Genomic DNA, 26,455 nt, shown 5'->3' with positions numbered 1-26,455 from the left:
GTTTAACAGATTTATTCTTCGCTAAACGCGCGAATCATTTTGTGTACCATGCGAGCAGAGTTTCCCGATGCTGTTACTAAAAATGTATCGTAACTCACTTTTGCATCATCTTCCGCGCTATCCGACATGGCGCGGATAATGACAAATGGCTTGCCCATTTCAAAACAAGTTTGTGCAATGGCAGCGGCTTCCATTTCTACTGCTTGCGGATTAGGCAACTGTTTCTTGATACGCGCAATATCTTCTTTGCTGTGAATAAACGAATCACCACTCACAATCAAACCGCGCACTACGTTGGCAGTTTTAAATACTGTTGCGGCTTGTTCTGCCACATACATCAAAGTGCTATTGCTGTTGAAAAATACAGGCAATTTAGGTACTTGACCATATTGATAACCAAACGGTGTAACATCAACATCGTGGTACATGATGTGTGTACCAATCACCACATCACCCACTTTTAAGCCTGCACCAACGCCACCTGCACAGCCTGTGTTGATGACGCAATCAGGTGTAAAGTGTTCAATAAGCAATGTGGTGGCAATAGCCGCATTTACTTTGCCGATGCCAGACTGGCATAACACAATATCTTTATCAAACAAAAGTCCTGTGTAAATTACAATATCACGTCCAAAACGATGTGTTTTGACGTTGTGCATGATGCTGCGCAAATAAGCGATTTCAGCTTCCATTGCGCCAATCACGCCAATAATTTGTGGATGAAACAAATCTAATTCTTGCTGACTCATGCGAAAATTTCCTCCCATTGTACGCGATTATCGAGCAAATATTGCGCGATTTTTTGTGCGCCTTCTAAACTGTGACTTGCCGCCCAACCGCATTGCACTACGTTGCAAGCAGGGACTTCGGTCGCCACTACGACATCGCGTAGTGTTTTTTCAATTAAGTTAAGTGCGTCTTGGTATTCGGGCAAATTCAACAAGGTTACATAAAAGCCTGTTTGGCAACCCATTGGGCTAATGTCCACAATTTTATCGGAATGATTGCGCGACAATTCTGCCATTAAATGTTCCAGCGAATGCAAAGACGGCATATCCATGTGGTCTTGATTGGGCTGGCAAACGCGCAAGTCGTATTTATAGATAATATCACCGTGGTCGCCATCTGTGATGCAGGCAAGGCGCACATAGGGGGCTTTTACTTTGGTATGGTCCAAATTAAAGCTCTCTACGTTCATTCTTTTTTCGGTAGTGATGTTCATAATGAAGTACTGTGTGTTGGTTTTAAGGTAAAAAATTATGACGTAATTATAATGTATCAAAATAAAAATTACCATGTTAAAAGCAGCCTGCATTGCTATCTTTATACAAGTTGTTTGCTTAAATTTATGATACAATGGCGCGTTTTACTCATTCGTACACAAAGATTTAATTTAACATGAAAAATATTCGTAACATTGCCATTATCGCCCACGTGGACCACGGCAAAACCACATTAGTTGACCAATTATTGCGCCAATCTGGCACATTCCGCGAAAATCAACAAGTTGATGAGCGCGTGATGGACAGCAACGATTTGGAAAAAGAACGTGGCATCACGATTCTGGCAAAAAATACCGCCATTGAATACAACGGCTATCACATCAACATCGTAGACACACCAGGACACGCGGATTTCGGTGGCGAAGTGGAGCGCGTTTTGGGTATGGTGGATTGCGTGGTGCTGTTGGTGGACGCGCAAGAAGGTCCAATGCCACAAACTCGTTTCGTAACCAAAAAAGCGTTGGCTTTGGGCTTGAAACCGATTGTGGTAATTAACAAAATTGACAAACCGTCTGCTCGTGCAAGCTGGGTAATCGACCAAACATTTGAATTATTTGATGCTTTGGGCGCAACTGATGAGCAGTTGGATTTCCCAATCGTTTACGCTTCAGGCTTGAGCGGTTTCGCACGTTTGGAAGAAGACGGCACTGAAACCGATATGCGTCCATTGTTTGACACAATCTTGAAACACACACCAGCTCCTAGCGGCGACGCTGAAGCCCCATTGCAACTGCAAATTTCGCAACTAGACTACGATAACTATACGGGTCGTTTGGGTATTGGTCGCGTGTTGAACGGTAAAATCCGCCCAGGTATGCAAGTTGCTGTAATGAATCACGAAGAACAAGTGGCTACGGGTCGCATCAACCAATTGTTAGGCTTCAAAGGTTTGGAACGCGTACCGCAAGACGAAGCGGAAGCGGGCGACATCGTGATTATTTCAGGTATTGAAGAAATCGGTATCGGCGTAACGATTTGCGATAAAGAAAATCCTGTTGGCGTGCCAATGTTGAGTGTCGATGAACCAACTTTGACCATGGACTTTATGGTAAACACCAGCCCATTGGCAGGCACAGAAGGTAAATTTGTAACGTCTCGCCAAATCCGCGACCGTTTGACTAAAGAATTGCTGACCAACGTGGCGTTGCGCGTCGAAGATACGGCAGATGCTGACGTATTCCGTGTGTCTGGTCGTGGCGAATTGCATTTGACGATTTTGTTGGAAAATATGCGCCGTGAAGGTTACGAATTGGCTGTGGGTAAACCACGCGTTGTGTTCCGTGAAATCAACGGCGAAAAATGCGAACCTTACGAGAATTTGACTGTCGATGTGCCTGATGAGAATCAAGGTGCGGTCATGGAAGAATTGGGTCGCCGCCGTGGCGAATTGACGAATATGGAAAGTGACGGTAACGGTCGCACACGTTTGGAATACCACATTCCTGCGCGCGGCTTGATTGGTTTCCAAGGCGAATTTATGACGATGACACGCGGTACAGGCTTGATGAGCCACGTGTTTGACGATTACGCGCCTGTGAAACCTGATATGCCTGGGCGACACAATGGTGTGATGGTGTCGCAAGAGCAGGGCGAAGCGGTCGCTTATGCGTTGTGGAACTTGGAAGACCGTGGTCGCATGTTCGTGTCGCCAAACGATAAAATTTACGAAGGTATGATTATCGGTATTCACAGCCGCGATAACGATTTGGTGGTAAACCCATTGAAAGGTAAAAAACTGACCAATGTTCGCGCGAGTGGTACGGACGAAGCGGTGCGCCTGACCACGCCAATTAAATTGACTTTGGAAAGCGCGGTTGAGTTTATTGATGATGACGAACTGGTGGAAATCACGCCCCTTTCTATCCGCTTGCGTAAACGCTATTTGAGCGAACAAGAGCGTCGCCGTCAGTTCTCTGCTGCGAAGAAAGACTAATTAAATACTCACAGTTAAAGTGCAGGCTGCTTTACATTTGTTAAGCAGCCTGCATTTCGTTTAAAATAGACCCCTTTATCTATTCATATAATATTGTAATGATTGTTTCAGCCGACACCCTAAACCTAGCCGATTACGCCGAACGTGCCTACCTAGAATACGCCATGAGCGTGGTCAAAGGACGCGCCTTACCAGCCGTGCAAGACGGACAAAAACCCGTGCAACGCCGCATTTTATTTGCCATGAAAGACATGGGTTTGGCGCACGGTGCAAAACCCGTGAAATCGGCGCGTGTGGTCGGCGAAATCTTGGGTAAATACCACCCACACGGCGACAGTTCCGCCTACGAAGCCATGGTTCGCATGGCGCAAGATTTCACATTGCGCTATCCGCTCATTGATGGCATCGGCAATTTCGGCTCACGAGACGGCGACGGCGCGGCGGCAATGCGTTACACCGAAGCGCGTTTGACCCCGATTGCGGAATTGTTGCTGTCTGAAATCAATCAAGGCACGGTGGATTTTGTGCCGAATTATGACGGCGCATTTGATGAACCCGTGTCGTTGCCAGCGCGTTTGCCAATGGTTTTGTTGAATGGCGCAAGCGGTATTGCGGTGGGCATGGCGACTGAAATTCCGTCTCACAATTTGAATGAAGTAACCCAAGCGGCGATTGTGTTGTTGAAAAAGCCGAATTTGGAAGTAGCTGATTTAATGAAATATTGCCCTGCGCCCGATTTTGCTGGAGGCGGACACATCATCACATCAGCGAAAGATTTGCAAAACATTTACCAGTCGGGCAAAGGCTCGGTGCGTGTTCGTGCGCGTTACGAGATTGACAAAATGGCGCGTGGACAATGGCGCGTGATTGTGTCGGAATTGCCACCGAATACGTCTGCCGCGAAAATTTTGGCGGAAATTGAAGAGCAAACCAATCCCAAACCCAAAGCGGGCAAAAAACAACTCAATCAAGACCAACTGAACACGAAAAAATTGATGTTGGATTTGATTGAAAAAGTGCGCGATGAAAGCGACAGCGAACACCCCGTACGCCTTGTTTTTGAACCGAAATCCAGCCGCGTTGAGCCTGAACATTTCATTAACACACTGATGGCGCAAACCAGTTTGGAAGGCAATGTGTCTATCAACCTTGTGATGATGGGCATGGACAATCGCCCAGCACAAAAAAATCTGAAAACGATTTTGCAAGAATGGCTGGATTATCGCGTGGCGACGGTTACGCGCCGTTTGCAACACCGTTTGGACGCGGTGGAAAAGCGCATTCACATTTTGGAAGGGCGCATGATTGCGTTTTTGCATATTGATGAAATTATTAAAGTTATTCGCGAATCGGACGAGCCGAAAGCGGATTTAATCGCTAAATTTAATTTGACGGAAATTCAAGCGGAAGACATTTTGGAAATTCGTTTGCGTCAGCTTGCGCGTTTGGAAGGGATTAAATTAGAAAGTGAATTAAATGAGTTGCGCGATGAACAAAGCAGCCTGCAACATTTGTTAGCCGATGAAAATGATAAGAAAAAATTGATTATCAAGGAAATGCAGGCAGACGCGAAACAATTTGGCGATGAACGCCGCACATTGGTGGAAGCCGCCGAACGCGCCACGCTGACGCAAACCACAGCCGATGAACCAATTACGCTGATTTTGTCGCAAAAAGGTTGGATTCGCGCTCGTGCTGGGCATGATGTGGATTTGTCGCAAATCGCGTTTAAGGAAGGCGATGATTTGCAACAAGTTTTGGAAACGCGCACGGTGCAGCCTGTGATTGTGTTGGACACGTTGGGGCGCAGCTATACGATTGACCCTGCCGATGTGCCGAAAGGGCGCGGTGATGGTGTGCCTGTGGGTTCGTTGATTGATATTCAGGCAGCCGCTAGTGTTTTGACGATGATTGCTGGCTCGGTTGATGAACATTATTTACTTGCCAATTCAGGTGGTTATGGATTTATTTGTAAATTGGAAGATTTGCATTCGCGCTTGAAAGCTGGCAAAACAATCATGATGTTGGAAAGCGGCGAAGTGGCGTTGCTGCCTGAAAAAGTGTATTTGTCTTCGTTGATTAACCCTGATTGCAAAATCGTGTTGGCGACGGCGCAAAATCGTTTACTCGCGTTTCCGATTGGCGAAATGAAGATTATGGCGAAAGGACGCGGTTTGCAGCTGATTAGTTTGCAAGACGATGATAAATTGGTATTGATGAAAATGGTCAATACGCCTGATTACACGTTGGAAATTGTGGGGAAACGCAGTGGTGTGTCGCATGAAACATTGCACGTTTCCGATATTGTCAATAAACGCGGACGCAAAGGCAAAATTTTGGATATTGCAGGCAGCCTGCAACGCATCATTTAAGCGAGAAGAATTCATGCAACAAACAGCAGAACGAAGACACCATAATTGGGAAGAACAAATCCACCGCATGATTGGCTTAATCAATATTGCGCGGATTGCTATTTTGTTTTCTCTACTAATTTTTATTGCCGTTGTGAGCAATTTGGTGGGTATCGCTGGTAACCAATCTTATTTGCCATTGATTACAAACATGGCATGGATAAAAATTTGGTGTATTGCGTATAGCGCGTTAATTGGTGTGAGCCTATTTCGACCAGAGTGGCAACTGCAAGGACAAAATAAACTGCCCAACATCAGCTCTGTTATCGACATCAGCATGATTGCCGCCTTGGTCTTTTTGGCTGGCGGTGTAGAATCGGGTTTTGCGATTTTGGTTTTGCCTTTTTTGGCGACTTCGTGTTTGCTGAGTTATGGTCGCTTTCCGTTGTTGTATGGCAGCTATGTCGCGCTGCTGGTGTCGTTTGATGTGTTTTGGCATCTGCAACCATTTTCATCGTTTGTTGTGCGGGATAACTTAAACCTGCTGACTAGTCAAATAGTTTTGATAGCGGCGTGTTATTTAGTACCCTTGCTGACTTCGTTTTCGGCAGAATATCTAGCCAGTGCCGATGCGCGAATTTTGCGCCACAAAACCGCATTCGAGCGAATGAGCGGATTGAACCATATTGTGCTAAACCGTGTGCAAGAAGCGGTGATTGTGTTGGACGCGCAACAACAGGTTTGGCTGTTTAATGACCAAGCGCAGCAATATATCCCTTATTTAACCGTGGGTAAAACAGTTGAGCCATTTGGTTCAATTATTCAAAAATGGCGAAAGCAGCCTGCACGCATATTTGAAGACAATTGTGTGTTGATGTATCAACCCATGCACGTTCGCGCCGTGCCATTGGTGCAAGAAAACACCGAATTATTGATGCTGTTTATCCGCTCCGAGCAGGAACGGCAAAAAGAAGCACAAACGGTTAAACTCACTTCGCTGGGTTTGCTCACGTCTAATTTGGCGCACGAAATTCGCAATCCCTTGTCTGCCATGCGCCAAGCCAACGACTTGCTTAAAGAGAACAACGAGAACAATTTGCCGTTGGTTGCACGTTTAACCAATATCATCGAAAAAAATATTGCTCGGGTAGATAAAATGATTGAAGACGTGTCCACGCTCAATAAACGCGACCGTTTGAATCCGCAAACCATCGACCTACACAAGTTTTGGTTTGGGTTTATGCAAGAATTTCAATTAACGCGCCCCGAAAGTGCAGGCTGCTTGCGTGTGGATTTACCCAAAGAATGCTTAACCGCAGAATTTGACATCGCGCATTTGCAACAAATTGTGTGGAATTTGTGCAACAATGCGTGGCGACATAGCAAAAAGCAGCGCGATAGCGTTGTGGTGAGCATTATCCCAGATGGCGACACCATTCATTTGCGCGTTCAAGACGACGGGCCAGGTGTCGCCCCAAAAATATTGGAACACTTGTTTGAACCGTTCCAAACCAATCAGGCAGAAGGAACGGGATTGGGATTATACGTTTCACATGAATTAGCTCATGCCAACAAAGGCGATTTAATATACGACGGTAAAAACAAAGCCTTTGAACTGATTATGCCAAGGAAATTATCATGACCAAACACAGTTTGAATCGCCCCGTTTTGATTGTGGACGATGAATCCGATATCCGCGATTTAATGGAAATGACCTTAATGAAAATGGGTCTAGCGGTGGACACAGCAGAAGGCGTGGTTGTTGCCAAGAAAAAGCTCGATGCCAACCGCTATTCGCTGGTGCTAACCGATATGCGTATGCCAGATGGTTCGGGTTTGAGCGTGGTAGAACACATTGTCGCGCAAAACAACGATACCCCTGTTGCTGTCATCACTGCGTATGGCAATGCCGACCAAGCCGTGCAAGCACTCAAAATTGGCGCGTTTGATTATCTGCAAAAACCGATAACGTTGGCACAACTGCGAACGCTGGTTAAATCGGCGATTAAAGTGCAAGACGAAAGCAAGCAGCCTGCACCGATTAGCCAACCTAAAACCGTTACGCCCGAACCCGAGCCAGCCAAAGTGCAGGCTGCTTTGAGCCACGAAGCCGCCGTCAGTGATTGGGGCGATAGTGCCGACTGGCAAGCTGCTGCCGATAGCCTAACCGAAGATTACACGCAAACCGCCAAACGCAGCACAACCGCACGCGCTCCCACGCGCCGTAAAAACGCCAGCAGCAAAAACATCACGCCCGATGATGTTGTACCAGCCGTTGCATCAACAAATAGTGGCGTAACCCTACAAAGCGATGCTGATTTGCCGCGCCTGCTCGGTTCATCGCAACAAATTGAAACCGTGCGCCAGATGATTCGCAAACTTGCCAGTGCCGTTGTGCCTGTCTATATTTCGGGCGAAAGCGGTTCGGGTAAAGAGCAAGCCGCGCGCAGCATACACGAATTATCGCCACGCAAAGATGCACCGTTTATCGCTGTAAACTGTGGTGCAATTCCCGAAAATTTAATGGAAAGCGAATTTTTTGGCTACAAAAAAGGCAGCTTCACAGGTGCAGACCAAGACCGTTTGGGCTTTTTCCAACACGCACACGGCGGCACATTGTTCTTGGACGAAGTGGCAGATTTGCCGCTTGCCATGCAAGTCAAATTACTCCGTGCCATTCAAGAAAAAGCCGTGCGCCGAATTGGTGATGCGCAAGAAGTCAAAGTTGATGTCCGCATTGTGTCCGCCACGCACAAAAATCTGTCTGCATTGGTAGAAAGCGGCGCATTTCGCCAAGACCTGTTCTATCGCCTGAACGTGGTAACGCTGAATATGCCAGCTCTGCGCGATATGCACGAAGACTTGTGGGGCTTAATCCAACACATTTTGCGCCGTCATCAAGGCGATAGCGAAGTTGCCATGACCGAAGACGCGCGTGAAGCCCTGTTGCGCTACAACTACCCAGGCAACTTCCGCGAACTGGAAAACATTTTGGAACGCGCCGTTGCCCTGTGCAGCAATCGCCTGATTGATGTGGACGATTTGCAAATTAACGTAGACCCACTCAACCAAATCGACCCAGAATCGCTCGAAGGCAACCAACATCAAGTGGTAAACGGTTTGCCCAACTTCCAAATGGGTAACACCCAAATTCAAGATTATTTGGACGACATTGAACGCCAAATCCTGCAATACGCGCTGCGATTGACGCAAAACAACCGCACTCAAGCCGCCAAAATGCTGGGGATTAGTTTCCGTTCGATGCGCTATCGTTTGGAACGCTTGAATATTGAATAATCAATATGATTATTAAAGTGCAGGCTGCTTTTTGCCCTTTTGTCCAAATTTTTGATTTGGGTATAAAAGGGTATGCCGTAGGCATAAATGCTCACAAAAAGCAGCCTGCACATTTGTTGCAATAATAAGCACGATATAGCTTGGGTTGTGCCCCAACAATCCAATCAAAACAACAAGGAAACTTCATGAACGCAGAATTTACTTCACTGTTTCAACAACTCAACACCGTGATTTTGGGCAAGGAAACCGTGCTAAAACAGCTGATTGCGAGCATTTTGGCAGGCGGACACGTTTTGCTAGAAGACGTACCAGGCGTGGGCAAAACCACGTTGGCGACTTCGTTGGCGGCGGTGTTGGGTTTGAAATATCAGCGCGTGCAATTTACCAATGACATGCTGCCTGCGGATTTGTTGGGCGTGAATGTGTTTATGCCGTCTGACGGTTCGTTCAAATTTCACCCAGGCCCTGTGTTCAATCAATTTATGTTGGCGGACGAAATCAACCGCGCGTCGCCAAAAGTACAATCTGCGCTACTGGAAGCAATGGAAGAAGGTCAAGTATCGGTGGACGGCACAACGCACCGTTTACCGAAACCGTTTTTGGTGGTGGCAACGCAAAATCCGTCTGAACAACTTGGCACATTCCCCCTGCCTGAAAGCCAATTAGACCGTTTTATGATGCGTTTGAGCATGGGCTATCCTGTTGAAGAAGCGGAAAAAATGTTGTATCACATGGGCGACCGCCGCCAACTGGTTCACAAAATTGAAGCAGTCGGCACGCCTGAAAAATTGTTGCAATGGCAAGCGCAAGTGCAACAAGTTACGGTATCGGAAGCGGTGGCGGCGTATATTTACCGTTTGGTGGCAGCAACGCGCCGTGCTGGGGTGTTTGCGTTGGGTTTGAGTCCGCGTGCAGGTTTGGCGGTGGCGAATGCGGCAAAAGCGTGGGCATTTTTGGAAGGACGTGATTTTGTGCTGCCCGAAGACGTGAAAGCGGTTTGGGTGTCGGTGGGCAATCATCGTTTGCAATCGTTGCAGCAACAAAACAGCAGTAAGGTTTTAGCGGAAATTTTGGGACAAGTGGCGGTGTAAATGTTTCAATTTAAACCAAAAGAAATGTTACAACTGGCGCAAGAAGGCACGATTTCGGGGCGACACGTTGCGTTGCGCCCAACGAAATTGAGCGTTTCGCTGTTGGCGTTGAGCGCGGCAATTTGGGTGGGCGCGGTCAATTATCAAGTGAATGTGGCGTATGCGGTGTGCTTTTGGGTGGTGGGATTTATTGGCGTGGCGGCTTTGCAGACGCGCCGTCAGTTGCTTGGTTTGCAAACGGAATTGGTGTTTTCCGATGAAGTTTTCGCTGGGCAAACAGCTGATGTGTTGGTGCGATTGCATGGCGGCGGGCGTTTTCGTGTGCTGTGGTGGCGTGGCGAATACGCGCTAAAACTGGACGAACACGATGAAACGCAACATTCCATTTGGCAACGCGTCGAGCTTTCAAGTAGCCTGCACATTGCCGAAAGCATTTGGGCGATTCCGATTGAGCGGCGTGGTTATTTTCCGCGCCCATTGTTGTTGAAATTGGCAACTTCTGCGCCGTTTGGTTTGTTTCATGCAGAATGTCGCGTCGAATGGCAGGCGGACGCGGTGGCATTTGCCGCACCTTTGTCGCACGATGATTTCGGTACGGTGGCAGAAGGCGACCCCGAACAAACGCCACAACAAGCTGGCGCACACGGCGAAGACATTGCCTATTTGAAAAATCATCAAGATGGTGCGAGTTTGCAACACGTTGCGTGGAAAGTGTACGCCAAACGCGGCGAGTTGATGGACAAGGTGTTTGACGAGCCGCCGCCAGCGAAACACAGCGAAAATATTTCGTATCGCGATTATCCGCAGGGTACACCTGTTGATAAATTAGCCAGTTTGCTGACGTATCGCGTGTTGCAAGCCGACAAAACGGGCGCACCGTACACGTTGGAATTGCCAAACACCACGCTCACACCGCAAAATGGTTTGCGTGAAAAATGTTTGAATGCGTTGGCATTGATGTAACCAAAAAATGCAGGCTGCTTTTTAAATCACGCAAAAAGCAGCCTGCACGCTTATCTAGGTCTGATTATGAAACTATCGCGCACCCTTATTTTGTCCGTATTCGTTGTGGCAAGCTGCGGCTTGGCATACGAACTCATCATAGCGGCATTGGCGAGCTATTTGCTGGGCGACAGCATTTTCCAGTATTCGTTCATCATCGGTTTGTATTTGTTTTCCATGGGCATTGGCGCGCACCTGACGCGCTACATCAAAGACGAAGACGCACTCACGCGCTTCATAGAAATTGAATTGCTGGTTGGACTGCTGGGCGGATTGTCGGCATTGTTTTTGTTTACCGCGTTTGGCTTTGCCGCCGCACCATTTCGCACTTTGCTCTATGCGCTGGTGTTGCTGGTTGGCACGATTGTCGGCATGGAAATCCCGCTTGTCATGCGCGTACTCAATCAACAAGAAGCCGATTTCAAAGAAATTGTCTCGCGCGTTCTCACTTTTGACTACATGGGCGCACTAGCCGTGTCGCTGCTGTTTCCGCTGATTCTCGCGCCCAAGCTCGGCATGGCACGTTCCGCTTTGCTGTTTGGCTTGCTCAACGCCGCCGTTGCCGTGCTGACCGCCAAAGCCTTTCGCGTCCAGTTGCCGAACTATGCCAAGCTGCATTGGCGTGGCTGGCTGGTGTTGGCAATGTTGGCAATGGCTTTTGTTTACGCCAATCGCTGGGTGTTGCAAGCCGAGCAGCGTTATTTTGGCGACCCCGTGGTTTACGAAAGCCATTCGCCCTATCAACGCTTGGTGGTAACACAATGGAAAGACGATACACGATTGTATATTAACGGAAATTTGCAGTTTTCATCGCGTGATGAAGCCCGTTATCACGAAGCCTTGGTTATCCCAGCCATGCAAATGGCAGCACAACATCAGCGCGTGTTGATTTTGGGCGGCGGCGATGGTTTGGCAGCACGCGAAGTCTTAAAATACCCAAATGTTCAACAGCTTACTTTGGTGGATTTAGACCCCGACATGACGCGCACATTTCAAACGTCTGCCAAACTGGTTGCGCTCAACCAAAACGCACTCAATCACGCCAAAACGCGCATTGTGAACGCCGATGCCGCGCAATGGCTGGAAAGCAATCGCGAGCAATTTGACGTGATTATTATTGATTTGCCCGACCCGTCCAATTTTGCGTTGGGCAAATTGTATTCTGTGCCGATGTATCGTTCGGTGGCGCGGCATTTGGCGGACGGTGGCAAAATCGTGGTGCAGTCCACATCGCCGTATTTCGCGCCCAATGCGTATTGGTCGGTGGTGGCGACTTTGGAAGCAGCAGGGCTACGCACCGCGCCGTATCATGCCTATGTGCCGAGTTTTGGCGAATGGGGTTTTGTGTTGGCAGATAGAGCAGGGCAGTGGCAGCCTATTGCCCAAATTGACGTGCCAACGCGCTTTTTGGACACGCCTACGCTGGCAGAAATGTTCCGTTTTCCGCCCGATATGGCACGGCGCGAAGTTGAGCCAAATTATTTGAATAACCAAAAATTGGTGGCGTATTTTGAACAGGATTGGGCGAATGTGATGCGATAGATAAAGTGCAGGCTGCTTTTTCAAGTATAAAAAGCAGCCTGCACTTTGTTTATTCACACCGACACATCGGCTTTAATATGCGGATGTGGGTCGTAATCCACCAATTCAAAATCGTCAAATGTAAAGGCAAAAATGTCTTGCACATTGGGGTTGATTCGCATTTTGGGCAGCGAGCGTGGTTCGCGGCTTAATTGCAGTTGCGCTTGCTCCAAGTGATTGCGATACAAATGCGCGTCGCCCAAAGTATGCACAAATTCGCCTGCTTGCAAGCCGCACACTTGCGCCAACATCATGGTCAGCAAGGCATAGCTGGCGATGTTGAATGGCACGCCCAAAAAGATGTCTGCGCTGCGTTGATAGAGCTGGCACGACAATTTGCCATCTGCCACATAAAACTGAAACAGCGCGTGGCAAGGCGGCAATGCCATGTCATCTACTTCGGCTGGATTCCATGCCGACACGATTAAACGGCGGCTGTCGGGATTGCGTTTGATCTGCTCTACCAAGTTGGCGATTTGGTCAATCGTTTCGCCGTTTGCGCCGCGCCATGAACGCCATTGTGCGCCATATACGCGCCCCAAATTACCGTTTTCGTCTGCCCATTCGTCCCAAATTTTGACGCCATTTTCTTGCAGATAGCGGATATTGGTATCGCCCTGCAAAAACCAAAGCAATTCGTGAATAATGGATTTTAGGTGCAGTTTTTTGGTCGTCAAAACAGGGAAGCCGTCCGCCAAATTAAAGCGCATTTGATAGCCAAACACCGAGCGCGTGCCTGTGCCTGTGCGGTCGGATTTGTCGTTGCCGTGCGCCAAAACGTGCTGCATAAGGTCAAGATAGGGTTTCATAAGCAGCCTGCACTATGCGCGAATGGGGTTAAGGCGATAGGTCAAGTTTTCGTTTTGCACTTTAAATAGCAAATCAATGTTCGGGTGCTTGCCTCGGTTGGCTTGGGCATCGGCAACGTGTTCGGCAAACCAGTCCAAACCTTGTTGCGCGGCGGCGGCGTTGAGTTGTCCGTTAAATTGTTCTGCCAAGGCGTTATACAATTTTAGGCTACCCAATTTGCCTTCTACCGCTGGAATGTGGTGCAACACTGCGCCTGTTTCATCGCAAACGTCCAAGCCGCTCAAATGGGCGATGTCGGGCATTTGTACCAAGTTTTCTTTAAAAGCCATGATGTGAATCCTTTGTGTGATGTAGATGTGCAGGCTGCTTTATTAGTTTACAAAGCAGCCTGCACTTTTTATGGATAAATGTTTACGCGTGTTTCGTGCCAAAAATCTTATCGCCCGCGTCGCCCAAACCTGGAATGATGTAGCCATTTTCGTTCAAATGACTATCCAACGCAGCGGTAAAAATCGTTACATCGGGGTGGGCATCGCTCACGACTTTTACGCCTTCGGGCGCAGCCACCAACACCAACGCTTTTATGTTTTTGCAGCCTTTGCTTTTGAGTAAGTCAATCGTTGCGACCATAGAACCGCCAGTTGCCAACATTGGGTCAATAATCAAGGCAGGACGTTCGTCCATTTTGTCCACCAATTTTTCAAAATACGACACGGGTTGCAAGGTTTCTTCATCGCGCTGCAAACCCACTACGCTGATTTTCGCGCTTGGAATCAAATCCAACACGCCGTCTAACATACCCAAGCCTGCGCGTAAAATCGGCACAACGGTAACGGTTTTGCCTTTGATGCGCTCGCCTGTCATTTTGCCGCACCAGCCGTCAATTTCGTATTCTTCCACACAAAAATCGCGCGTGGCTTCATAAGTCATCAAACGCGCTAATTCTTTGGTTAAAGTGCGAAATTTGCCTGTGCTGCAATCGGCTTCGCGCATTAGGGTTAATTTGTGTTTTACAAGTGGGTGGTTGATAACGTGTAATGCCATTTTGTTTGCTCCGACTGGTTAAATAGTAAAAACGGCGCGTATTATATAACCACTCTCAACGTGCAGGCTACCGAAATTTCAGGTATATTCCGCCCTACGACCCACCTTGTTGATTAGGAGCAAAACCATGTTCAAACGACCCGAAGAAGTGATTATGGCAATCTTGGCACTGCTGTATTTGGTGCTGACGTATTTTTTGGCTGGTTGGGCAACCGCCGCATCGGTTAAATATACGTTTTTGATTTTGGGCTTCAATGCTGTTTGGGCGATTGCTGCGTTTTTGCTGTGGCAAGCCGACCGCATTCGTTGGCTCGTGCCGTTGCTGTTGGGCGTGTTGGTTTTGTGTTGGACGCCGTGGCTGGATTGGTTCATGCTGCGCGATGTTTTGCCTGCGGCTGATGGCAGCGTGTTGTTGCCGCCGCGTCCTTGGTATGCAACTTGGTGGTTTAAAGGCATTTTGGCGTTGATTCCTGTTGTGGTGGGCTATATTTGGCAATACAAACGTCATCATCATCGCAAAATCAACGGTTTAATTTAGAAAGCAGCCTGCACATGAAAAGAATTTTTGTTTTATACACAGGTGGCACAATCGGCATGACGCAAAGCGAACACGGTTTGCGCCCCGATACGCAAATCGTCCACACCGCGCTCGCGCCCTACGCAAGCAGCCTGCACTTGGATTGGCACGTTTGCGAACCGCTCATCGATAGTTCTGCCGTGTCGCCGCAGCATTGGGCAGAGTGGCTTGAAATCGTGCAACAAAAATTGCCGCAATACGATGGCATGTTGGTTTTGCACGGCACAGACACGCTTGCCTACACCGCTAATTTGTTTGCGCTGGCGTTAGGCAAATTGGACAAACCACTTATTTTGACAGGCTCGCAAAAACCGTTTGGCACAGACGATAGCGATGCGCCCAAAAACCTGCTCACCGCCGTCAATGCCTTGCTGCGCGATGACGTGCGCCAAGTGTTGCTCGCGTTTAATGGCGATTTATTTCGCGCGGTGGGCAGCAGCAAAGTCAGCACCGAAACCGATGCAGGCTTTGCTAATGCGCATTTTGGCGTGTGGAATGATGAATCAATTGCACCATCTATCGCGTCCCAGCAAAGCAGCCTGCACTTAAATCGCGCATTCAATCCCAATATTCGCGTGTTGCCTTTGTTGTTGATTCCTGCTCACTCGGTGCAGGCTGCCACGTACGCGCTCAACACGTTTGATGCTGATGCCGCGATTTTGTTGTCATACGGACACGGCAACGCGCCCAACGATAGCGATTTGCTCGCTGCCATCGCCCAGTTTACGCAACAAGGCAAGCTGCTACTCAACATCAGCCAAGTGCAGCAAGGTTGTGCGGCGGCAGTGTATGCGCAAGGCAATGCGCTGCGACAATCGGGAGCGATTCAAGGTGGCAAATGCAATTTGGAAACCGCAACCGCGTTGTTGATGCTCGCCGCGCACAATCGTTGGACAGCGCAAGAAGTAGAGCTGGTTCTGCGCGATTGGCAACTGCTGTAATATAATCCCCTTTATTTTGGATACCCAAATCACATGAACAACCCCTTTGCACGAGCCTTATCCGCCGCCTTATCGTTGGCGATTGTGAGCCGCCAAGTCAGCGACCAAGGCGAGCCGATTGGCTTTTTGTATCACGAACAAGCCGACTTTCCCAACGACAGCGGTTGGCGATTATTCAGCGGACAAGAAAGCGATGAATATGCCAACAATCCCGATAATTTCCAAGTGCTGCCATTGAGCGAAATCTTGGACGAAAACCCCGAAATTGCCCCACTTATGCAACAATCGTTTGGCGCATGGGAATGGGACGATAACACCGAACAATTTACGGCTGTATCCGATTGGCAGCCCAAAGAATAGGAACAAAATATGAATACGATTTCTGCTTTGCCACAAGGCAAAGGCTTAAAAATTGGCATTGTTCAAGCGCGTTTTAGCAATGAAATTGGCAGCGCAATGGTTAAAGTGGCGCACGCTAAATTGTTGGAATTGGGCGTGGCAGATAGCGACATCACGCTGACCACCGTAGCAGGCGCGTTGGAAGTGCCGTTGGCGTTGCAAAACTTGGCGGCAACCGAAGCATTTGACGCGCTGATTGCGTTTGGCGCAGTGATTCGTGGCGAAACGTATCACTTTGAATTGGTGTCCAACGAATCTGGCGCAGGCGTAACTCGTGTGGGCTTGGATTTCAATATCCCGATTGCCAACGCGATTTTAACAACCGAAAATGACGAGCAAGCCCATGTTCGCATTGAAGAAAAAGCCACAGACGCTGCTTTGGTCGCGGTGGAAATGGCAAACTTGTTGCGCGAAATTCAAGCGCGATACGATGTATAACTTGTATGGAAAGTAAGATGAATCAACCCAAAACCAAAAAATCGCCACGCCGCCGTGCGCGTGAATTTGCCGTGCAGGCTTTGTATCAAGTGGCGATGAATCAGTCTATTGCTGCCGAAGTGGCAAGCCATATGCGCGAACATGGCGATTTCAAAAATGCTGATAACGAATTGTTTACCGAATTGTTTTTTGGCGCACATCAAAATCAACGCGAATATATGCAACACATTCGCCCACATCTTGACCGCGATGAAAATGCCGTTAATCCGATTGAACGCGCGATTTTGTTGCTGGCAACGCACGAATTGGCAGCTATGCCACAAACACCGTATCCTGTTGTGATTAACGAAGCGGTGGAATTGACCAAAACTTTTGGCGGCACAGATAGCCACAAGTTCATCAATAGCATTTTGGATAAACTGGCTGGCGAATTGCGCCCAGATGAACCAAAACGAAATTAATTTTTGACCCAGCATAAGGAATCACCATGAAACAGCCGTCTTTGTTTTTCCCTTTATTTTTGATTGTGGTTGGTGCGATTTGGTTGTTGCGTAGCATGGGCTGGTTTCCTGCTACTTCGGTGATTATCGCGGCGGTGTTGGTCATCACAGGCATTTTGACTTTGCTGCTAGACGGTATCAACAAACAATCGGTGGTGTCTGCGCCGTTGTTGATGTATATCGGCGGCGTGTTGTATGCCGTATCGGAAGAAGGTTATATGCTCAAACCGTTGATTGCGTTTGGTATGATTTTTGCAGGCTGCTTGATGTTGTTGGCACGTAGTCAGGCTATTCCGCCAAAAGCAAGTCGCAAATATCCGCTCAAGCCGTAAATCGCATAAAAAAGCAGCCTGCACTTTATAACCTTCACATTCAAAACAGGATTTTCTCATGACCAGCAAACTCAAAATTGGCATTGTCGGCGCAACGGGCTACACAGGCGTGGAATTGTTGCGCTTGTTGGCAAAACACCCACACGCAGAAGTAACCGCCATCACCAGTCGTGGCGAAGCAGGCGTACACATTGCCGACTATTTTCCCAGCTTGCGCGGTGTGTATGATTTAACCTTTCAAGACCCAGAGCAAGCGCAATTGAATCAATGTGATGTCGTGTTTTTTGCCACGCCACACGGTGTTGCCATGCGCGATGCCCCAGCATTGCTGGAACAAGGCGTGCGCGTGATTGATTTGTCTGCCGATTTCCGTATTCAAGATGTGCCAACGTGGGAAAAATGGTATGGCTTGCCGTTTACCGCGCAGGCTGCTTTGCAAGAAGCGGTTTATGGTTTGTGCGAACTCAATCGCGCTCAAATTCAGCAAGCGCGTTTGGTTGCCAACCCAGGCTGCTACCCGACTTGTGTGTCGTTGCCGCTGATTCCGTTGCTGCAACAACAAGCCTTGTTGCCGAATATGCCGATTATTGCCGACTGCAAATCGGGCGTATCGGGTGCAGGACGCAAAGCCGTGGTTGGTACGTTGTTGTGCGAAGCAGGCGACAATTTCAAAGCCTATGGCGTGGCAGGTCATCGCCATTTGCCCGAAATCAAGCAAACGATTCAATCGCTGCAACACGAAGTCGCCCAACAATTTATTTTTGTGCCACACCTAACGCCGATGATTCGCGGTATGCACGCCACGACTTATGTTCACTTAAAAGACGGCGTTCAACCGCATGATTTATTGCAACAATATTATGCCAACAGCCTATTTGTTGATGTGATGCCCATGGGCAGCACGCCCGAAACCCGTAGCGTGCGTGGCGCGAACGTGTGCCGAATCGCGGTGCAACGTGCGCCCGAATACACTGGCAATGTGTGGATTTTGTTGAGCGTGCAAGACAATTTGGTCAAAGGCGCGGCAGGTCAGGCGGTGCAAAACATGAATATTATGTTTGATTTGCCCGAAACCGCTGGTTTGGACAACGTGGCGTTGTTGCCTTAAACGTGCAGGCTGCTTTTGATGTTGAAATGTTTATTTAAACTGCTTGCCGCCTTGCCTTTGCCTGTGCTGCATTGGTTGGGCGATGTGTTGGGTTATGTGCTGTATGTCGCATCGCCGCCCGACCGCCGCCGCATTCGGCAAAATTTGGCGTTTGCCCAGTTGCCCAATCATCGCCGCGCTGTGTTGCAAGTGTGCCAAGAAACCGTAAAAAGCGGTTTGGAACTAGCGATTGCGTGTTTTAGGCAGCCTGCACAAATTAGCGCGTTGTTTACCCAAGTGTATGGCTGGGAACACGTTGAACAGGCGCAGCAGCAAGGTGCAGGTTTGTTGTTGATTACACCGCATTTGGGCAGTTACGATTTGGCAGGGCGATACATCAGCGAGCGTTTGCCTTGCCCTTTAACGGCAATGTACAAACCGCCCAAAATTCAAGCGTTTGACCAAATCATGCAACAAGGGCGGCAGCGTGGCAAAGGCAGAACCGCGCCCACCAATTTGCAAGGCGTAAAGCAAGTTATCAAAGCTTTGCGTCAAGGCGAAGCGACGATTGTGTTGCCTGACCACGTTCCCAATCCGCACGAAGGCGGCGACGGTGTGTGGGTAGATTTTTTTGGACAACCTGCTTACACCATGACGCTGGCTGGCAAATTGGCGCAAGTCAATAATGTGGTTACGCTGTTTTTTGTGGGAGAACGTTTGCCTAATGGACAAGGCTTTGCGCTGCACATCGCCCCTGTGCAAGGCGAGTTCACAGGCGACAAAGCCCACGATGCGCGTGTCATCAATCAAAATATTGAGCATTGGATACGCCATTTTCCGTTGCAATATTTGTTTGCGTATAATCGCTATAAACATCCATAAATCTTAATCATCTTAAAAAAAGCAGCCTGCATTTTATGGATTTAAAGTGCAGGCTGCTTTGTAAGGTTCACACCATGAACGACTCAAAAACCTGTTTCCATTGCGGCTTACCTGTTCCCGAAAACACGCATCTCTCCATTCGCTACGAACAACGAGAAGAACCTGCTTGTTGTGCAGGCTGCCAAGCAGTCGCGCAGGGCATTATTGACGCTGGGTTGGGCAGCTATTACAAAAACCGCACCGCCAACGCGGAAAAAGCTGCCTTGCCGCCCGATGAAATTTTGGCGCAACTGAAATTGTACGATTTGCCCGAAGTGCAAGCGGAATTTGTGGAAGTGCTGCCGCAAAACGAAAAAGAAGCCATGCTCATGTTAAGCGGCATCACTTGCGCGGCGTGTACTTGGTTGATTGAGCAACAACTTTTGCGCCAAAGCGGTATCGTGAAAGTGGAATTGAATTACAGCACCCAACGTGCGCGTGTGCGTTGGGACAATAGCCGTGTACAGCTTTCACAAATTTTGCATTTAATTCAACAAACTGGCTATACCGCCTCGCCTTACGATACGCAAAAAGTGGAAGCGCAAGCCCAACGTGAACGCAAAAAAATGCTGATTCGCCTAGCCGTTGCAGGTTTGGCGAGTATGCAAACGATGATGTTTGCATTGCCGACTTATTTGTATGGCGATATTGAACCGCAATATTTGACGATTTTGCATTGGGGCGGCTTTTTGATGGTGCTGCCTGCGCTGTTTTATTCGGCGCAACCGTTTTATCAAGGCGCGTGGCGTGATTTCCGCAATAAACGCACAGGCATGGATACGCCGATTGCGCTGGCGATTACGATGACATTTATTGCAGGTTTGGGTGCGTTGTGGAAAGGCGCGAGCGAAGGCTTGTATTTTGAAAGCATTGCGATGTTGGTGTTTTTCTTGTTGATTGGGCGATTTATGGAGCAATCGGCAAGACGCAAGGCTGGCGACGCGGCGGAGCGTTTGGTTAAACTTGTTCCTGCGTTTTGCCACAAAATCATCAATTTAGACGCGGAACAAACGGAAGAAGCGGCAGTCGTTACGTTGAAATCGGGCGATGTGTTGTTGGTTCGCGCTGGCGAAATTGTGCCTGTTGATGGCGTGGTGTTGCGCGGCGAAAGTGAAATCAACGAAGCCATGCTGACGGGCGAAAGTGTGCCGATTCAAAAAAATTCAGGCAGCCAAGTTACGGCTGGCACGTTGAATACGGCAAGCCCGTTAATCATTCAGGCACAACAAGTGGGCAATCAAACGCGATTGGCGCACATTGTGAAATTGCTTGACCGCGCTTTGTCGCAAAAGCCACGTTTGGCGATGTTGGCGGAAAAATATGCGTCTGTGTTTACCTTGGCGCAAATTGTGTTGGCGATTCCGACTTTTATCGCGTGGTGGTGGTATGCCGATGTGGTGCAAGCAGTGTGGATTGTGGTGGCGTTGCTCGTGATTACTTGCCCTTGCGCGTTGTCGTTGGCAACGCCGACTGCGTTGGCGGCAAGCATGGGGCGGTTGGCGAATGCAGGCGTGTTGGTGGCGCGTGGACACGCTTTGGAAACGCTGGCGCAAGTATCGGACGCAGTTTTTGATAAAACAGGGACGCTGACGGAGGGGAAATTATCGGTTACGCAATTTCACAATTTTTCAGGCAGCCTGCACGATACGGATTTGATTGCAATCGCGAAATTATTGGAACAACATTCAGAACACCCGATTGCGCGAGCGATTTTGAATTTATCGCTTACGCTCCCTCCCCTTGTGGGGGAGGGTTGGGGTGGGGGTTCGCATTCCGCCACGCAAATGGACGAAAGCGCGGAAAATCACATTCACATCGCACAAAAATTAAACAAAATCGGGCATGGCGTGTCGGCGCAAATCACGTTGCACAATCACACGCAAATTTGGGCGATTGGCAAACCTGATTTTGTGGCGGAAATTTCAGGCAGCCTGCCTGAAAAATTGTCGGAATTGGCGCAACAAGGCAGCGTGATTGTGTTGGGTAACCAACACGGTTTTCAGGCAGCCTTTTTGCTGCGCGACACGGTAAGAGCCGATGTAGCGGACGTGTTGGCGGCGTTATGTTCGCAGTCTATCGCGGTGCATATTTTGAGCGGCGACAATGCGGCAGCGGTCAATCAATTAGCCGATGATTTGGCGATTGAACACCGCCAAGCCGCCGCCACGCCCGAAGACAAATTGCGTTATATGCAGCAGCTTCAAGCGCAGGGCAAACGTGTGTTGATGTTGGGCGATGGCATTAACGATGCGCCTGTGTTGGCGGCGGCTGATGTGTCGGTGGCGGTGGCTGGCAGCGCGGACGTGGCGCGAGATGGCGCGGATATTGTGTTGTTGAATGATGATTTGGGCGCGTTGCCGTTGATGTTGCGACAGGCGGCGAAAACGCAGGCGATTATTCGGCAGAATTTGATTTGGGCAACGGTTTACAATGTGATTGTTGTGCCGTTGGCGATTGTTGGTTGGGTGTCGCCTTGGAAAGCGGCGATTGGCATGAGCGCGAGTTCGTTGTTGGTGGTGTGGAATGCGTTGCGGTTAAGGAAATAGATTGCCAATATGAAAAAGCGGCCTGCACTTTCTATCAACAGAAAAAGTGCAGGCCGCTTTTGTATTCACCAATCTATTATGCCAAACTATCCAACCAACGTTCCGCGTCCAAAGCCGCTTGACAACCGCTTGCCGCGCTGGTAATCGCTTGACGGTACACATGGTCTTTCACATCGCCAGCCGCCCAAACGCCTTCAATATTGGTCGCGCCCACGTTGCCTTCGTTGCCGCCTTTGGTGATTAAATAACCCGTTGCGTCCATGTCTAGCTGACCTTTAAAAATCTTGGTATTGGGCTGATGTCCAATCGCAATAAACACGCCTTTTACGGTAATGTCTTCGCTGCTGCCATCGTTGTTTTGCAAACGTACGCCCGTAACGCCCATTTCATCGCCCAAAATTTCTGCCAAAACCGCATTGGTTTTTAAGATGATTTTGCCTTCCGCCACGCGCTGCATCAATTTTTCTACCATGATTTTTTCGGCACGGAACGTGTCGCGGCGATGGATCAGCGTTACGTTGCTGGCAATGTTCGCCAAATACAAAGCTTCTTCCACCGCCGTATTGCCACCGCCAACCACTGCCACATCTTGACCTTTGTAGAAAAAGCCATCGCAAGTGGCGCAAGCCGACACGCCTTTGCCTGCAAATTGCTCTTCGCTGTGTAAACCCAAATATTTGGCAGACGCGCCAGTTGCAATAATCAACGCATCGCAAGTGTATTCGCTCATATCGCCTTTGAGCGTGAACGGACGTTGCTGCAAATCCACTGCATTGATTTGGTCAAACACAATTTGCGTGCCAAAGCGTTCTGCGTGTTTCAGAAAGTGTTCCATCAATTCAGGGCCTTGCACGCCATCGGCAAAAGCAGGGTAGTTGTCCACTTCGGTAGTCGTCATCAACTGACCGCCTTGCGCCATACCTGTGATGATAACAGGTTGCAAATTGGCGCGAGCCGCATACACTGCCGCCGAATAACCAGCAGGGCCAGAGCCTAAAATAATCAATTTGTGATGTTGAGCCATGATTGTTCCTTTTGTTGATTAAATAACAGGCGTGGATTGTACCGATTTTGAATGTGCAAATCAAAAAAGCAGCCTGCATATTTAGCTATCAGATTTAATTTGCGTTTTATTTTTAGGCTATGTATAATCACGCCCTTTGTAACCTTGCTACTCGCAAATCGCATGGCGAGTAGCTGTTTTTAATCAACCGTAAGGAGATAACATGCGTCATTACGAAATCGTGTTTATCGTTCATCCTGACCAAAGCGAGCAAGTGCCTGCAATGGTAGAACGCTATAAAACCATGATTACCGAAGCTAGCGGCAAAATCCACCGCTTGGAAGACTGGGGTCGCCGTCAATTGGCTTACCCAATCAACAAAGTACATAAAGCACATTATGTATTGATGAACATTGAAGCAACCCCTGCAACTGTTGAAGAATTGGAAACTGCTTTCCGTTTTAACGATGCGGTATTGCGTCATTTGACTATTCAAACCAAAGCTGCTGTAACCGAAGCGTCTCCAATGATGCGTGAAGAGAAATCAAAAAGCCTGATTTCAGAAGAAGCAGCAAGCGAAGAAGCAGCCGAAGCATAATTGAACAATCAATTTATCTTGACCGCTTGCCTACATAAAGTCGATGTTTTGCGTTACACGCCCGCAGGTGTTGCGGTGTTAGATGTGGTGCTGCAACACGAAAGTTGGCAAGAAGAAAATGGTTTAAAGCATCAGGTTAGATTTGAATTACCTGCTAAAATCATCGGTCAAAATGCTCAGGTTTGGCAGTATCGGCAGGGCGAAATGGTAACCGTAACAGGTTTTTTGGCGCAACGCAGCCAACGCATTATTCGCCCCATACTGCGAATTCAACACATTACAGAATATAAAGGTTAAACGACATGGCTCGTCAAACATTTAAACGCCGCAAATTCTGCCGTTTTACAGCAGAAAAAATCCAAGAAGTGGATTACAAACAAGTTGATTTGCTAAAAGATTTCATCACTGAAAACGGCAAAATCATTCCCGCTCGCATCACAGGTACAAAAGCACACTACCAACGCCAATTGGCTGTGGCAGTGAAACGCGCTCGTTTCTTGGCTTTGTTGCCTTACACTGACCAACATAAATAATTAGGAGTTTACATTATGCAAATTATCTTGTTGGAACGCGTTGCTGGTTTGGGCAACTTGGGTGATGTAGTAACTGTAAAAAATGGTTACGCTCGCAATTTCTTGATTCCTACTGGAAAAGCAAAACGCGCTACCGAAGCAAACTTGAAAGAGTTTGAAGCTCGCCGCGCGGAATTGGAAGCAAAACAAGCTGCTATTTTGGCTGACGCACAAGCGCGTAAAGCAAAATTGGACGGTCAAACCATCACTGTGGCACAAAAAGCAGGTGTGGACGGTCGCTTGTTTGGTTCTGTTACCAATGCGGACATTGCTGACGCAATCAAAGCAACTGGTGTAGAAGTTGTAAAAGCAGACGTTCGTTTGCCAAACGGCCCATTGAAAGCGGTTGGCGAATACGAAGTTGAGTTGGCTTTGCACGCCGACGCCGTTGCTAGCATCACTGTTGCAGTGGTTGCTGCTGCTGAATAATTATTAAGATGAGAGTGCAGGCTGCCTGATGTTTATCGGGCAGCCTGCATTTTTTATTGGGAAAAAATGATGTATCCAATTCAAGAGCCTTATCAAAGTGGCTGGCTGCAAGTGTCGGCAATCCATCAAATGTATAGTGAATTAAATTTAGATTAGTACCGCGTTGCCAACTCCCTTATGTACTAGCTGTACACGGCGGTCGTTGTCGCCTTGTCCTAATCTAAATTTAATCCACTATATTTTACCCACCATTGTTGGCTGGACGATGAACGCGCTTTGCTCAATCACATAGATAAAATTCGCCATATCCCGACTGTGATTGTGTGCAAGGGCGATACGATATGTGTACGCCAGTGCAGGCTGCTTACGATTTGCACCGCGCCTTTCCAGAAGCCAAATTGCAAATTGTGTGTGCAGGACATTCGGCATTTGAGCCAGAAATCACGCAGGCATTGTTGGCGGCAACCGAGCAGTTTGCAGCATAAACAAAAAACCACATCTTTCGTTTAAAAAGATGTGGTTTTGTTTTTGGATAGATTATTTAGATTGTTCAACCATGTAACGGACAACTGCTTTGATGTCGTCATCGCTAATTGAAACATTACCGCCTTTGGCTGGCATCATGCCACCTTTTGGATTGGTATAGCCTTCAATCGCATGTTTAAATAGGGTCTCTTCGCCTTTTGCAATGCGCGGAGCCCATTCTTCTTTATTGGTCAATTTAGGTGCAAATGGAATGGCAGCTGTTGCGCCATGGCATGCTTGGCAAGATTGCTCAAATACTTCTTTACCGCGACCACTTGCTGCCACTGGTGCAGCAGCTGCATCGCTTGCAACGGGTGCGGAAGCAGGAGCTGAACTAGCAGCAGCCGAACTTCCTGACGCCTTACCCGATTCATCAAAATTTGCGCCAGATTGATTTGCCATATAAGCTACTGCACGCGCCACTTCTTCATCGGTTAAAGTCGTATCACCACCTTTGGCTGGCATCACACCGCCTTGTGTGCCTTTAAAGCCTTCAACGGCGTGTTTAATCAAAGTCTCAAAGCCTTGTGCAATACGAGCAGCCCACTGGTCGTTGTGCGTAACTTTGGGGGCGTAAGCAATCGTGCTATCTGCCGCGTGGCATTGCACACAAACCTTATCAAATACCTGTTTGCCCGTGCGCTGACCAGGTTCTGTACCATCGCCCATAGTTAAGCGACCACTAGGCATAATGCGTGTTTCGGTCGCGCTAGACGTGCTGTCTGCTACATCGCGGTAGTAGCCACTGCCAGCCAGTTTAACCAGCAAATATAAGACAGAAATTAAAATAATAACGCCACCCAATAAGGTTGTTAAAGCAGAGCCTTTGGCTTGATGTTTAAATGGTTTCATTTGAGAGTTGCCTCGTCTTTTTAGTAGTGGTGAGGAGGAATGTGTTGCTTATTGCTTAATTTGTTTTAACAATAATTTGCGCGATTATACTGAATTTGTGTGGTCTTTCCAAGTTGATAAATTTAGTTTTTATCAAATAATTGCAGGTTTTCTTGGTTTGGCAGCCAAATTTATTTTTGCCAAGCTAGGCAATTTCGGGTATTCTTGCTGGCTTCCATTTTGCAATCCGTATCCGTAGCTCAGTTGGAAGAGTGTCAGTTTCCGAAGCTGAAGGTCGCTGGTTCGAACCCAGTCGGGTACGCCAAATCACACAAAAGCAGCCTGCACATTTCGTTCTCCGAAT

The 26,455-nt window shown here is 48.2% G+C and carries 28 protein-coding genes and 1 tRNA gene; 22 read left to right on the top strand and 7 right to left on the bottom strand.

All coding sequences use genetic code 11. The features are described 5' to 3' along the window. Positions 1-11: 11 nt before the first annotated feature. Together DQN52_RS07945 and DQN52_RS07940 are read right to left on the bottom strand one after the other, a co-directional pair. The gene (locus tag DQN52_RS07945; protein ID WP_003786785.1) at positions 12-749 is read right to left on the bottom strand and encodes a 5'-methylthioadenosine/adenosylhomocysteine nucleosidase; all 738 of its coding nucleotides are present in this window, start codon (positions 747-749) and stop codon (positions 12-14) included. Beyond that, the gene (locus tag DQN52_RS07940) at positions 746-1,222 is read right to left on the bottom strand and encodes an S-ribosylhomocysteine lyase (RefSeq protein WP_032827749.1); all 477 of its coding nucleotides are present in this window, start codon (positions 1,220-1,222) and stop codon (positions 746-748) included. The genes DQN52_RS07945 and DQN52_RS07940 overlap by 4 nt, the downstream gene beginning before the upstream one ends. 176 nt (positions 1,223-1,398) lie before the next feature. On the opposite strand from DQN52_RS07940, the gene typA reads away from it, so the two are divergent. The 7 genes from typA (at position 1,399) to DQN52_RS07905 (ending at position 12,499) form a co-directional block, all read left to right on the top strand. Further along, the gene (gene typA, locus DQN52_RS07935) at positions 1,399-3,216 is read left to right on the top strand and encodes a translational GTPase TypA (RefSeq protein WP_003786789.1); all 1,818 of its coding nucleotides are present in this window, start codon (positions 1,399-1,401) and stop codon (positions 3,214-3,216) included. A 98-nt stretch (positions 3,217-3,314) separates the two neighbouring features. After that, complete coding sequence (parC, locus tag DQN52_RS07930; RefSeq protein WP_003786791.1) at positions 3,315-5,588, top strand: DNA topoisomerase IV subunit A; 2,274 nt, start codon at positions 3,315-3,317, stop codon at positions 5,586-5,588. 13 nt (positions 5,589-5,601) lie between these two features. Further along, positions 5,602-7,209 carry an ATP-binding protein gene (locus tag DQN52_RS07925; RefSeq protein ID WP_003786794.1) on the top strand — a complete coding sequence of 536 codons (1,608 nt, stop codon included), beginning with the start codon at positions 5,602-5,604 and terminating at the stop codon, positions 7,207-7,209. After that, complete coding sequence (locus tag DQN52_RS07920; RefSeq protein ID WP_003786796.1) at positions 7,206-8,864, top strand: sigma-54-dependent transcriptional regulator; 1,659 nt, start codon at positions 7,206-7,208, stop codon at positions 8,862-8,864. The genes DQN52_RS07925 and DQN52_RS07920 overlap by 4 nt, the downstream gene beginning before the upstream one ends. Before the next feature lie 185 nt (positions 8,865-9,049). After that, the gene (locus DQN52_RS07915) at positions 9,050-9,955 is read left to right on the top strand and encodes an AAA family ATPase (protein WP_003786802.1); all 906 of its coding nucleotides are present in this window, start codon (positions 9,050-9,052) and stop codon (positions 9,953-9,955) included. Further along, positions 9,956-10,918 carry a DUF58 domain-containing protein gene (locus DQN52_RS07910; protein ID WP_003786804.1) on the top strand — a complete coding sequence of 321 codons (963 nt, stop codon included), beginning with the start codon at positions 9,956-9,958 and terminating at the stop codon, positions 10,916-10,918. Between the two features lie 66 nt (positions 10,919-10,984). Further along, a complete protein-coding gene (locus DQN52_RS07905) occupies positions 10,985-12,499 on the top strand; it encodes a polyamine aminopropyltransferase (RefSeq protein ID WP_003786806.1) in 1,515 nt (504 codons plus the stop codon). Between the two features lie 53 nt (positions 12,500-12,552). On the opposite strand, the gene DQN52_RS07900 is transcribed toward DQN52_RS07905, so the two are convergent. From DQN52_RS07900 to upp, 3 genes are all read right to left on the bottom strand, one after another. Beyond that, entirely contained in the window at positions 12,553-13,347 is a 795-nt protein-coding gene (locus DQN52_RS07900; protein WP_003786808.1) for a thymidylate synthase, read from the bottom strand. A gap of 12 nt (positions 13,348-13,359) precedes the next feature. After that, positions 13,360-13,677, bottom strand: a complete 318-nt coding sequence (locus DQN52_RS07895; protein ID WP_003786810.1) for a DUF2322 family protein — start codon at positions 13,675-13,677, stop codon at positions 13,360-13,362. Between the two features lie 82 nt (positions 13,678-13,759). Continuing rightward, complete coding sequence (upp, locus tag DQN52_RS07890; RefSeq protein ID WP_003786812.1) at positions 13,760-14,392, bottom strand: uracil phosphoribosyltransferase; 633 nt, start codon at positions 14,390-14,392, stop codon at positions 13,760-13,762. A gap of 127 nt (positions 14,393-14,519) precedes the next feature. Here upp and DQN52_RS07885 point away from each other — a divergent pair, with 127 nt between their 5' ends. From DQN52_RS07885 to DQN52_RS07845, 9 genes are all read left to right on the top strand, one after another. Continuing rightward, positions 14,520-14,930, top strand: coding sequence for a hypothetical protein (locus DQN52_RS07885; protein ID WP_003786814.1), 411 nt, complete (start codon positions 14,520-14,522; stop codon positions 14,928-14,930). Positions 14,931-14,944: 14 nt separating this feature from the next. Further along, complete coding sequence (locus tag DQN52_RS07880; RefSeq protein WP_003786815.1) at positions 14,945-15,910, top strand: asparaginase; 966 nt, start codon at positions 14,945-14,947, stop codon at positions 15,908-15,910. Positions 15,911-15,943: 33 nt separating this feature from the next. Further along, positions 15,944-16,270, top strand: coding sequence for a DUF2185 domain-containing protein (locus tag DQN52_RS07875; RefSeq protein ID WP_003786818.1), 327 nt, complete (start codon positions 15,944-15,946; stop codon positions 16,268-16,270). A 9-nt stretch (positions 16,271-16,279) separates the two neighbouring features. Beyond that, a complete protein-coding gene (ribH, locus tag DQN52_RS07870) occupies positions 16,280-16,747 on the top strand; it encodes a 6,7-dimethyl-8-ribityllumazine synthase (protein WP_003786819.1) in 468 nt (155 codons plus the stop codon). Positions 16,748-16,764: 17 nt separating this feature from the next. After that, positions 16,765-17,208 (top strand): transcription antitermination factor NusB, encoded by a 444-nt coding sequence (gene nusB, locus DQN52_RS07865; protein WP_003790367.1) that lies wholly within the window; start codon positions 16,765-16,767, stop codon positions 17,206-17,208. 26 nt (positions 17,209-17,234) lie between these two features. Further along, positions 17,235-17,579 carry a hypothetical protein gene (locus DQN52_RS07860; RefSeq protein ID WP_003786824.1) on the top strand — a complete coding sequence of 115 codons (345 nt, stop codon included), beginning with the start codon at positions 17,235-17,237 and terminating at the stop codon, positions 17,577-17,579. 58 nt (positions 17,580-17,637) lie between these two features. Continuing rightward, on the top strand, positions 17,638-18,687 hold the full coding sequence (argC, locus tag DQN52_RS07855; RefSeq protein ID WP_003786826.1) for an N-acetyl-gamma-glutamyl-phosphate reductase: 1,050 nt from the start codon (positions 17,638-17,640) through the stop codon (positions 18,685-18,687). An 18-nt stretch (positions 18,688-18,705) separates the two neighbouring features. Further along, positions 18,706-19,548 (top strand): lysophospholipid acyltransferase family protein, encoded by an 843-nt coding sequence (locus tag DQN52_RS07850; RefSeq protein ID WP_003786828.1) that lies wholly within the window; start codon positions 18,706-18,708, stop codon positions 19,546-19,548. Positions 19,549-19,622: 74 nt separating this feature from the next. Further along, positions 19,623-22,133 carry a heavy metal translocating P-type ATPase gene (locus DQN52_RS07845; RefSeq protein ID WP_032827712.1) on the top strand — a complete coding sequence of 837 codons (2,511 nt, stop codon included), beginning with the start codon at positions 19,623-19,625 and terminating at the stop codon, positions 22,131-22,133. A gap of 76 nt (positions 22,134-22,209) precedes the next feature. Here the strand turns inward: DQN52_RS07845 and trxB are convergent, their stop codons facing one another. After that, positions 22,210-23,157, bottom strand: a complete 948-nt coding sequence (gene trxB, locus DQN52_RS07840; protein ID WP_003786831.1) for a thioredoxin-disulfide reductase — start codon at positions 23,155-23,157, stop codon at positions 22,210-22,212. A gap of 202 nt (positions 23,158-23,359) precedes the next feature. Between trxB and rpsF the strand changes: the two genes are divergently transcribed. From rpsF to DQN52_RS11205, 5 genes are all read left to right on the top strand, one after another. Further along, positions 23,360-23,734 carry a 30S ribosomal protein S6 gene (gene rpsF / locus DQN52_RS07835; RefSeq protein ID WP_003786836.1) on the top strand — a complete coding sequence of 125 codons (375 nt, stop codon included), beginning with the start codon at positions 23,360-23,362 and terminating at the stop codon, positions 23,732-23,734. Continuing rightward, a complete protein-coding gene (gene priB, locus DQN52_RS07830) occupies positions 23,735-24,031 on the top strand; it encodes a primosomal replication protein N (RefSeq protein ID WP_003786837.1) in 297 nt (98 codons plus the stop codon). Positions 24,032-24,036: 5 nt separating this feature from the next. Further along, positions 24,037-24,267, top strand: coding sequence for a 30S ribosomal protein S18 (rpsR, locus tag DQN52_RS07825; RefSeq protein WP_002641495.1), 231 nt, complete (start codon positions 24,037-24,039; stop codon positions 24,265-24,267). Positions 24,268-24,282: 15 nt separating this feature from the next. After that, on the top strand, positions 24,283-24,735 hold the full coding sequence (gene rplI / locus DQN52_RS07820) for a 50S ribosomal protein L9 (RefSeq protein ID WP_003786838.1): 453 nt from the start codon (positions 24,283-24,285) through the stop codon (positions 24,733-24,735). Positions 24,736-25,076: 341 nt separating this feature from the next. Next, positions 25,077-25,220, top strand: coding sequence for a hypothetical protein (locus tag DQN52_RS11205; protein WP_019390006.1), 144 nt, complete (start codon positions 25,077-25,079; stop codon positions 25,218-25,220). A 52-nt stretch (positions 25,221-25,272) separates the two neighbouring features. Here the strand turns inward: DQN52_RS11205 and DQN52_RS07810 are convergent, their stop codons facing one another. Further along, positions 25,273-26,112, bottom strand: coding sequence for a c-type cytochrome (locus tag DQN52_RS07810; RefSeq protein ID WP_003786842.1), 840 nt, complete (start codon positions 26,110-26,112; stop codon positions 25,273-25,275). A gap of 228 nt (positions 26,113-26,340) precedes the next feature. Between DQN52_RS07810 and DQN52_RS07805 the strand changes: the two genes are divergently transcribed. Beyond that, a tRNA-Arg gene (locus tag DQN52_RS07805) sits at positions 26,341-26,416 on the top strand. Positions 26,417-26,455 lie beyond the last annotated feature (39 nt).

Origin of the sequence: Kingella kingae (assembly GCF_900475905.1) — a bacterium.
GTDB classification, from domain to species: domain Bacteria; phylum Pseudomonadota; class Gammaproteobacteria; order Burkholderiales; family Neisseriaceae; genus Kingella; species Kingella kingae.
The sequence above is the reverse complement of the archived record's forward strand: the minus strand, read 5'-3'. Positions and strand labels throughout refer to the sequence as shown.

What these genes read in the sequence shown, in the direction of transcription:
- DQN52_RS07945 (WP_003786785.1), bottom strand. Translation starts at nt 749, where the DNA reads ATGAGTCAGCAAGAATTAGATTTGTTTCATCCACAAATTATTGGCGTG.
- DQN52_RS07940 (WP_032827749.1), bottom strand. Translation starts at nt 1,222, where the DNA reads ATGAACATCACTACCGAAAAAAGAATGAACGTAGAGAGCTTTAATTTG.
- typA (WP_003786789.1), top strand. Translation starts at nt 1,399, where the DNA reads ATGAAAAATATTCGTAACATTGCCATTATCGCCCACGTGGACCACGGC.
- parC (WP_003786791.1), top strand. Translation starts at nt 3,315, where the DNA reads ATGATTGTTTCAGCCGACACCCTAAACCTAGCCGATTACGCCGAACGT.
- DQN52_RS07925 (WP_003786794.1), top strand. Translation starts at nt 5,602, where the DNA reads ATGCAACAAACAGCAGAACGAAGACACCATAATTGGGAAGAACAAATC.
- DQN52_RS07920 (WP_003786796.1), top strand. Translation starts at nt 7,206, where the DNA reads ATGACCAAACACAGTTTGAATCGCCCCGTTTTGATTGTGGACGATGAA.
- DQN52_RS07915 (WP_003786802.1), top strand. Translation starts at nt 9,050, where the DNA reads ATGAACGCAGAATTTACTTCACTGTTTCAACAACTCAACACCGTGATT.
- DQN52_RS07910 (WP_003786804.1), top strand. Translation starts at nt 9,956, where the DNA reads ATGTTTCAATTTAAACCAAAAGAAATGTTACAACTGGCGCAAGAAGGC.
- DQN52_RS07905 (WP_003786806.1), top strand. Translation starts at nt 10,985, where the DNA reads ATGAAACTATCGCGCACCCTTATTTTGTCCGTATTCGTTGTGGCAAGC.
- DQN52_RS07900 (WP_003786808.1), bottom strand. Translation starts at nt 13,347, where the DNA reads ATGAAACCCTATCTTGACCTTATGCAGCACGTTTTGGCGCACGGCAAC.
- DQN52_RS07895 (WP_003786810.1), bottom strand. Translation starts at nt 13,677, where the DNA reads ATGGCTTTTAAAGAAAACTTGGTACAAATGCCCGACATCGCCCATTTG.
- upp (WP_003786812.1), bottom strand. Translation starts at nt 14,392, where the DNA reads ATGGCATTACACGTTATCAACCACCCACTTGTAAAACACAAATTAACC.
- DQN52_RS07885 (WP_003786814.1), top strand. Translation starts at nt 14,520, where the DNA reads ATGTTCAAACGACCCGAAGAAGTGATTATGGCAATCTTGGCACTGCTG.
- DQN52_RS07880 (WP_003786815.1), top strand. Translation starts at nt 14,945, where the DNA reads ATGAAAAGAATTTTTGTTTTATACACAGGTGGCACAATCGGCATGACG.
- DQN52_RS07875 (WP_003786818.1), top strand. Translation starts at nt 15,944, where the DNA reads ATGAACAACCCCTTTGCACGAGCCTTATCCGCCGCCTTATCGTTGGCG.
- ribH (WP_003786819.1), top strand. Translation starts at nt 16,280, where the DNA reads ATGAATACGATTTCTGCTTTGCCACAAGGCAAAGGCTTAAAAATTGGC.
- nusB (WP_003790367.1), top strand. Translation starts at nt 16,765, where the DNA reads ATGAATCAACCCAAAACCAAAAAATCGCCACGCCGCCGTGCGCGTGAA.
- DQN52_RS07860 (WP_003786824.1), top strand. Translation starts at nt 17,235, where the DNA reads ATGAAACAGCCGTCTTTGTTTTTCCCTTTATTTTTGATTGTGGTTGGT.
- argC (WP_003786826.1), top strand. Translation starts at nt 17,638, where the DNA reads ATGACCAGCAAACTCAAAATTGGCATTGTCGGCGCAACGGGCTACACA.
- DQN52_RS07850 (WP_003786828.1), top strand. Translation starts at nt 18,706, where the DNA reads ATGTTGAAATGTTTATTTAAACTGCTTGCCGCCTTGCCTTTGCCTGTG.
- DQN52_RS07845 (WP_032827712.1), top strand. Translation starts at nt 19,623, where the DNA reads ATGAACGACTCAAAAACCTGTTTCCATTGCGGCTTACCTGTTCCCGAA.
- trxB (WP_003786831.1), bottom strand. Translation starts at nt 23,157, where the DNA reads ATGGCTCAACATCACAAATTGATTATTTTAGGCTCTGGCCCTGCTGGT.
- rpsF (WP_003786836.1), top strand. Translation starts at nt 23,360, where the DNA reads ATGCGTCATTACGAAATCGTGTTTATCGTTCATCCTGACCAAAGCGAG.
- rpsR (WP_002641495.1), top strand. Translation starts at nt 24,037, where the DNA reads ATGGCTCGTCAAACATTTAAACGCCGCAAATTCTGCCGTTTTACAGCA.
- rplI (WP_003786838.1), top strand. Translation starts at nt 24,283, where the DNA reads ATGCAAATTATCTTGTTGGAACGCGTTGCTGGTTTGGGCAACTTGGGT.
- DQN52_RS11205 (WP_019390006.1), top strand. Translation starts at nt 25,077, where the DNA reads ATGTGTACGCCAGTGCAGGCTGCTTACGATTTGCACCGCGCCTTTCCA.
- DQN52_RS07810 (WP_003786842.1), bottom strand. Translation starts at nt 26,112, where the DNA reads ATGAAACCATTTAAACATCAAGCCAAAGGCTCTGCTTTAACAACCTTA.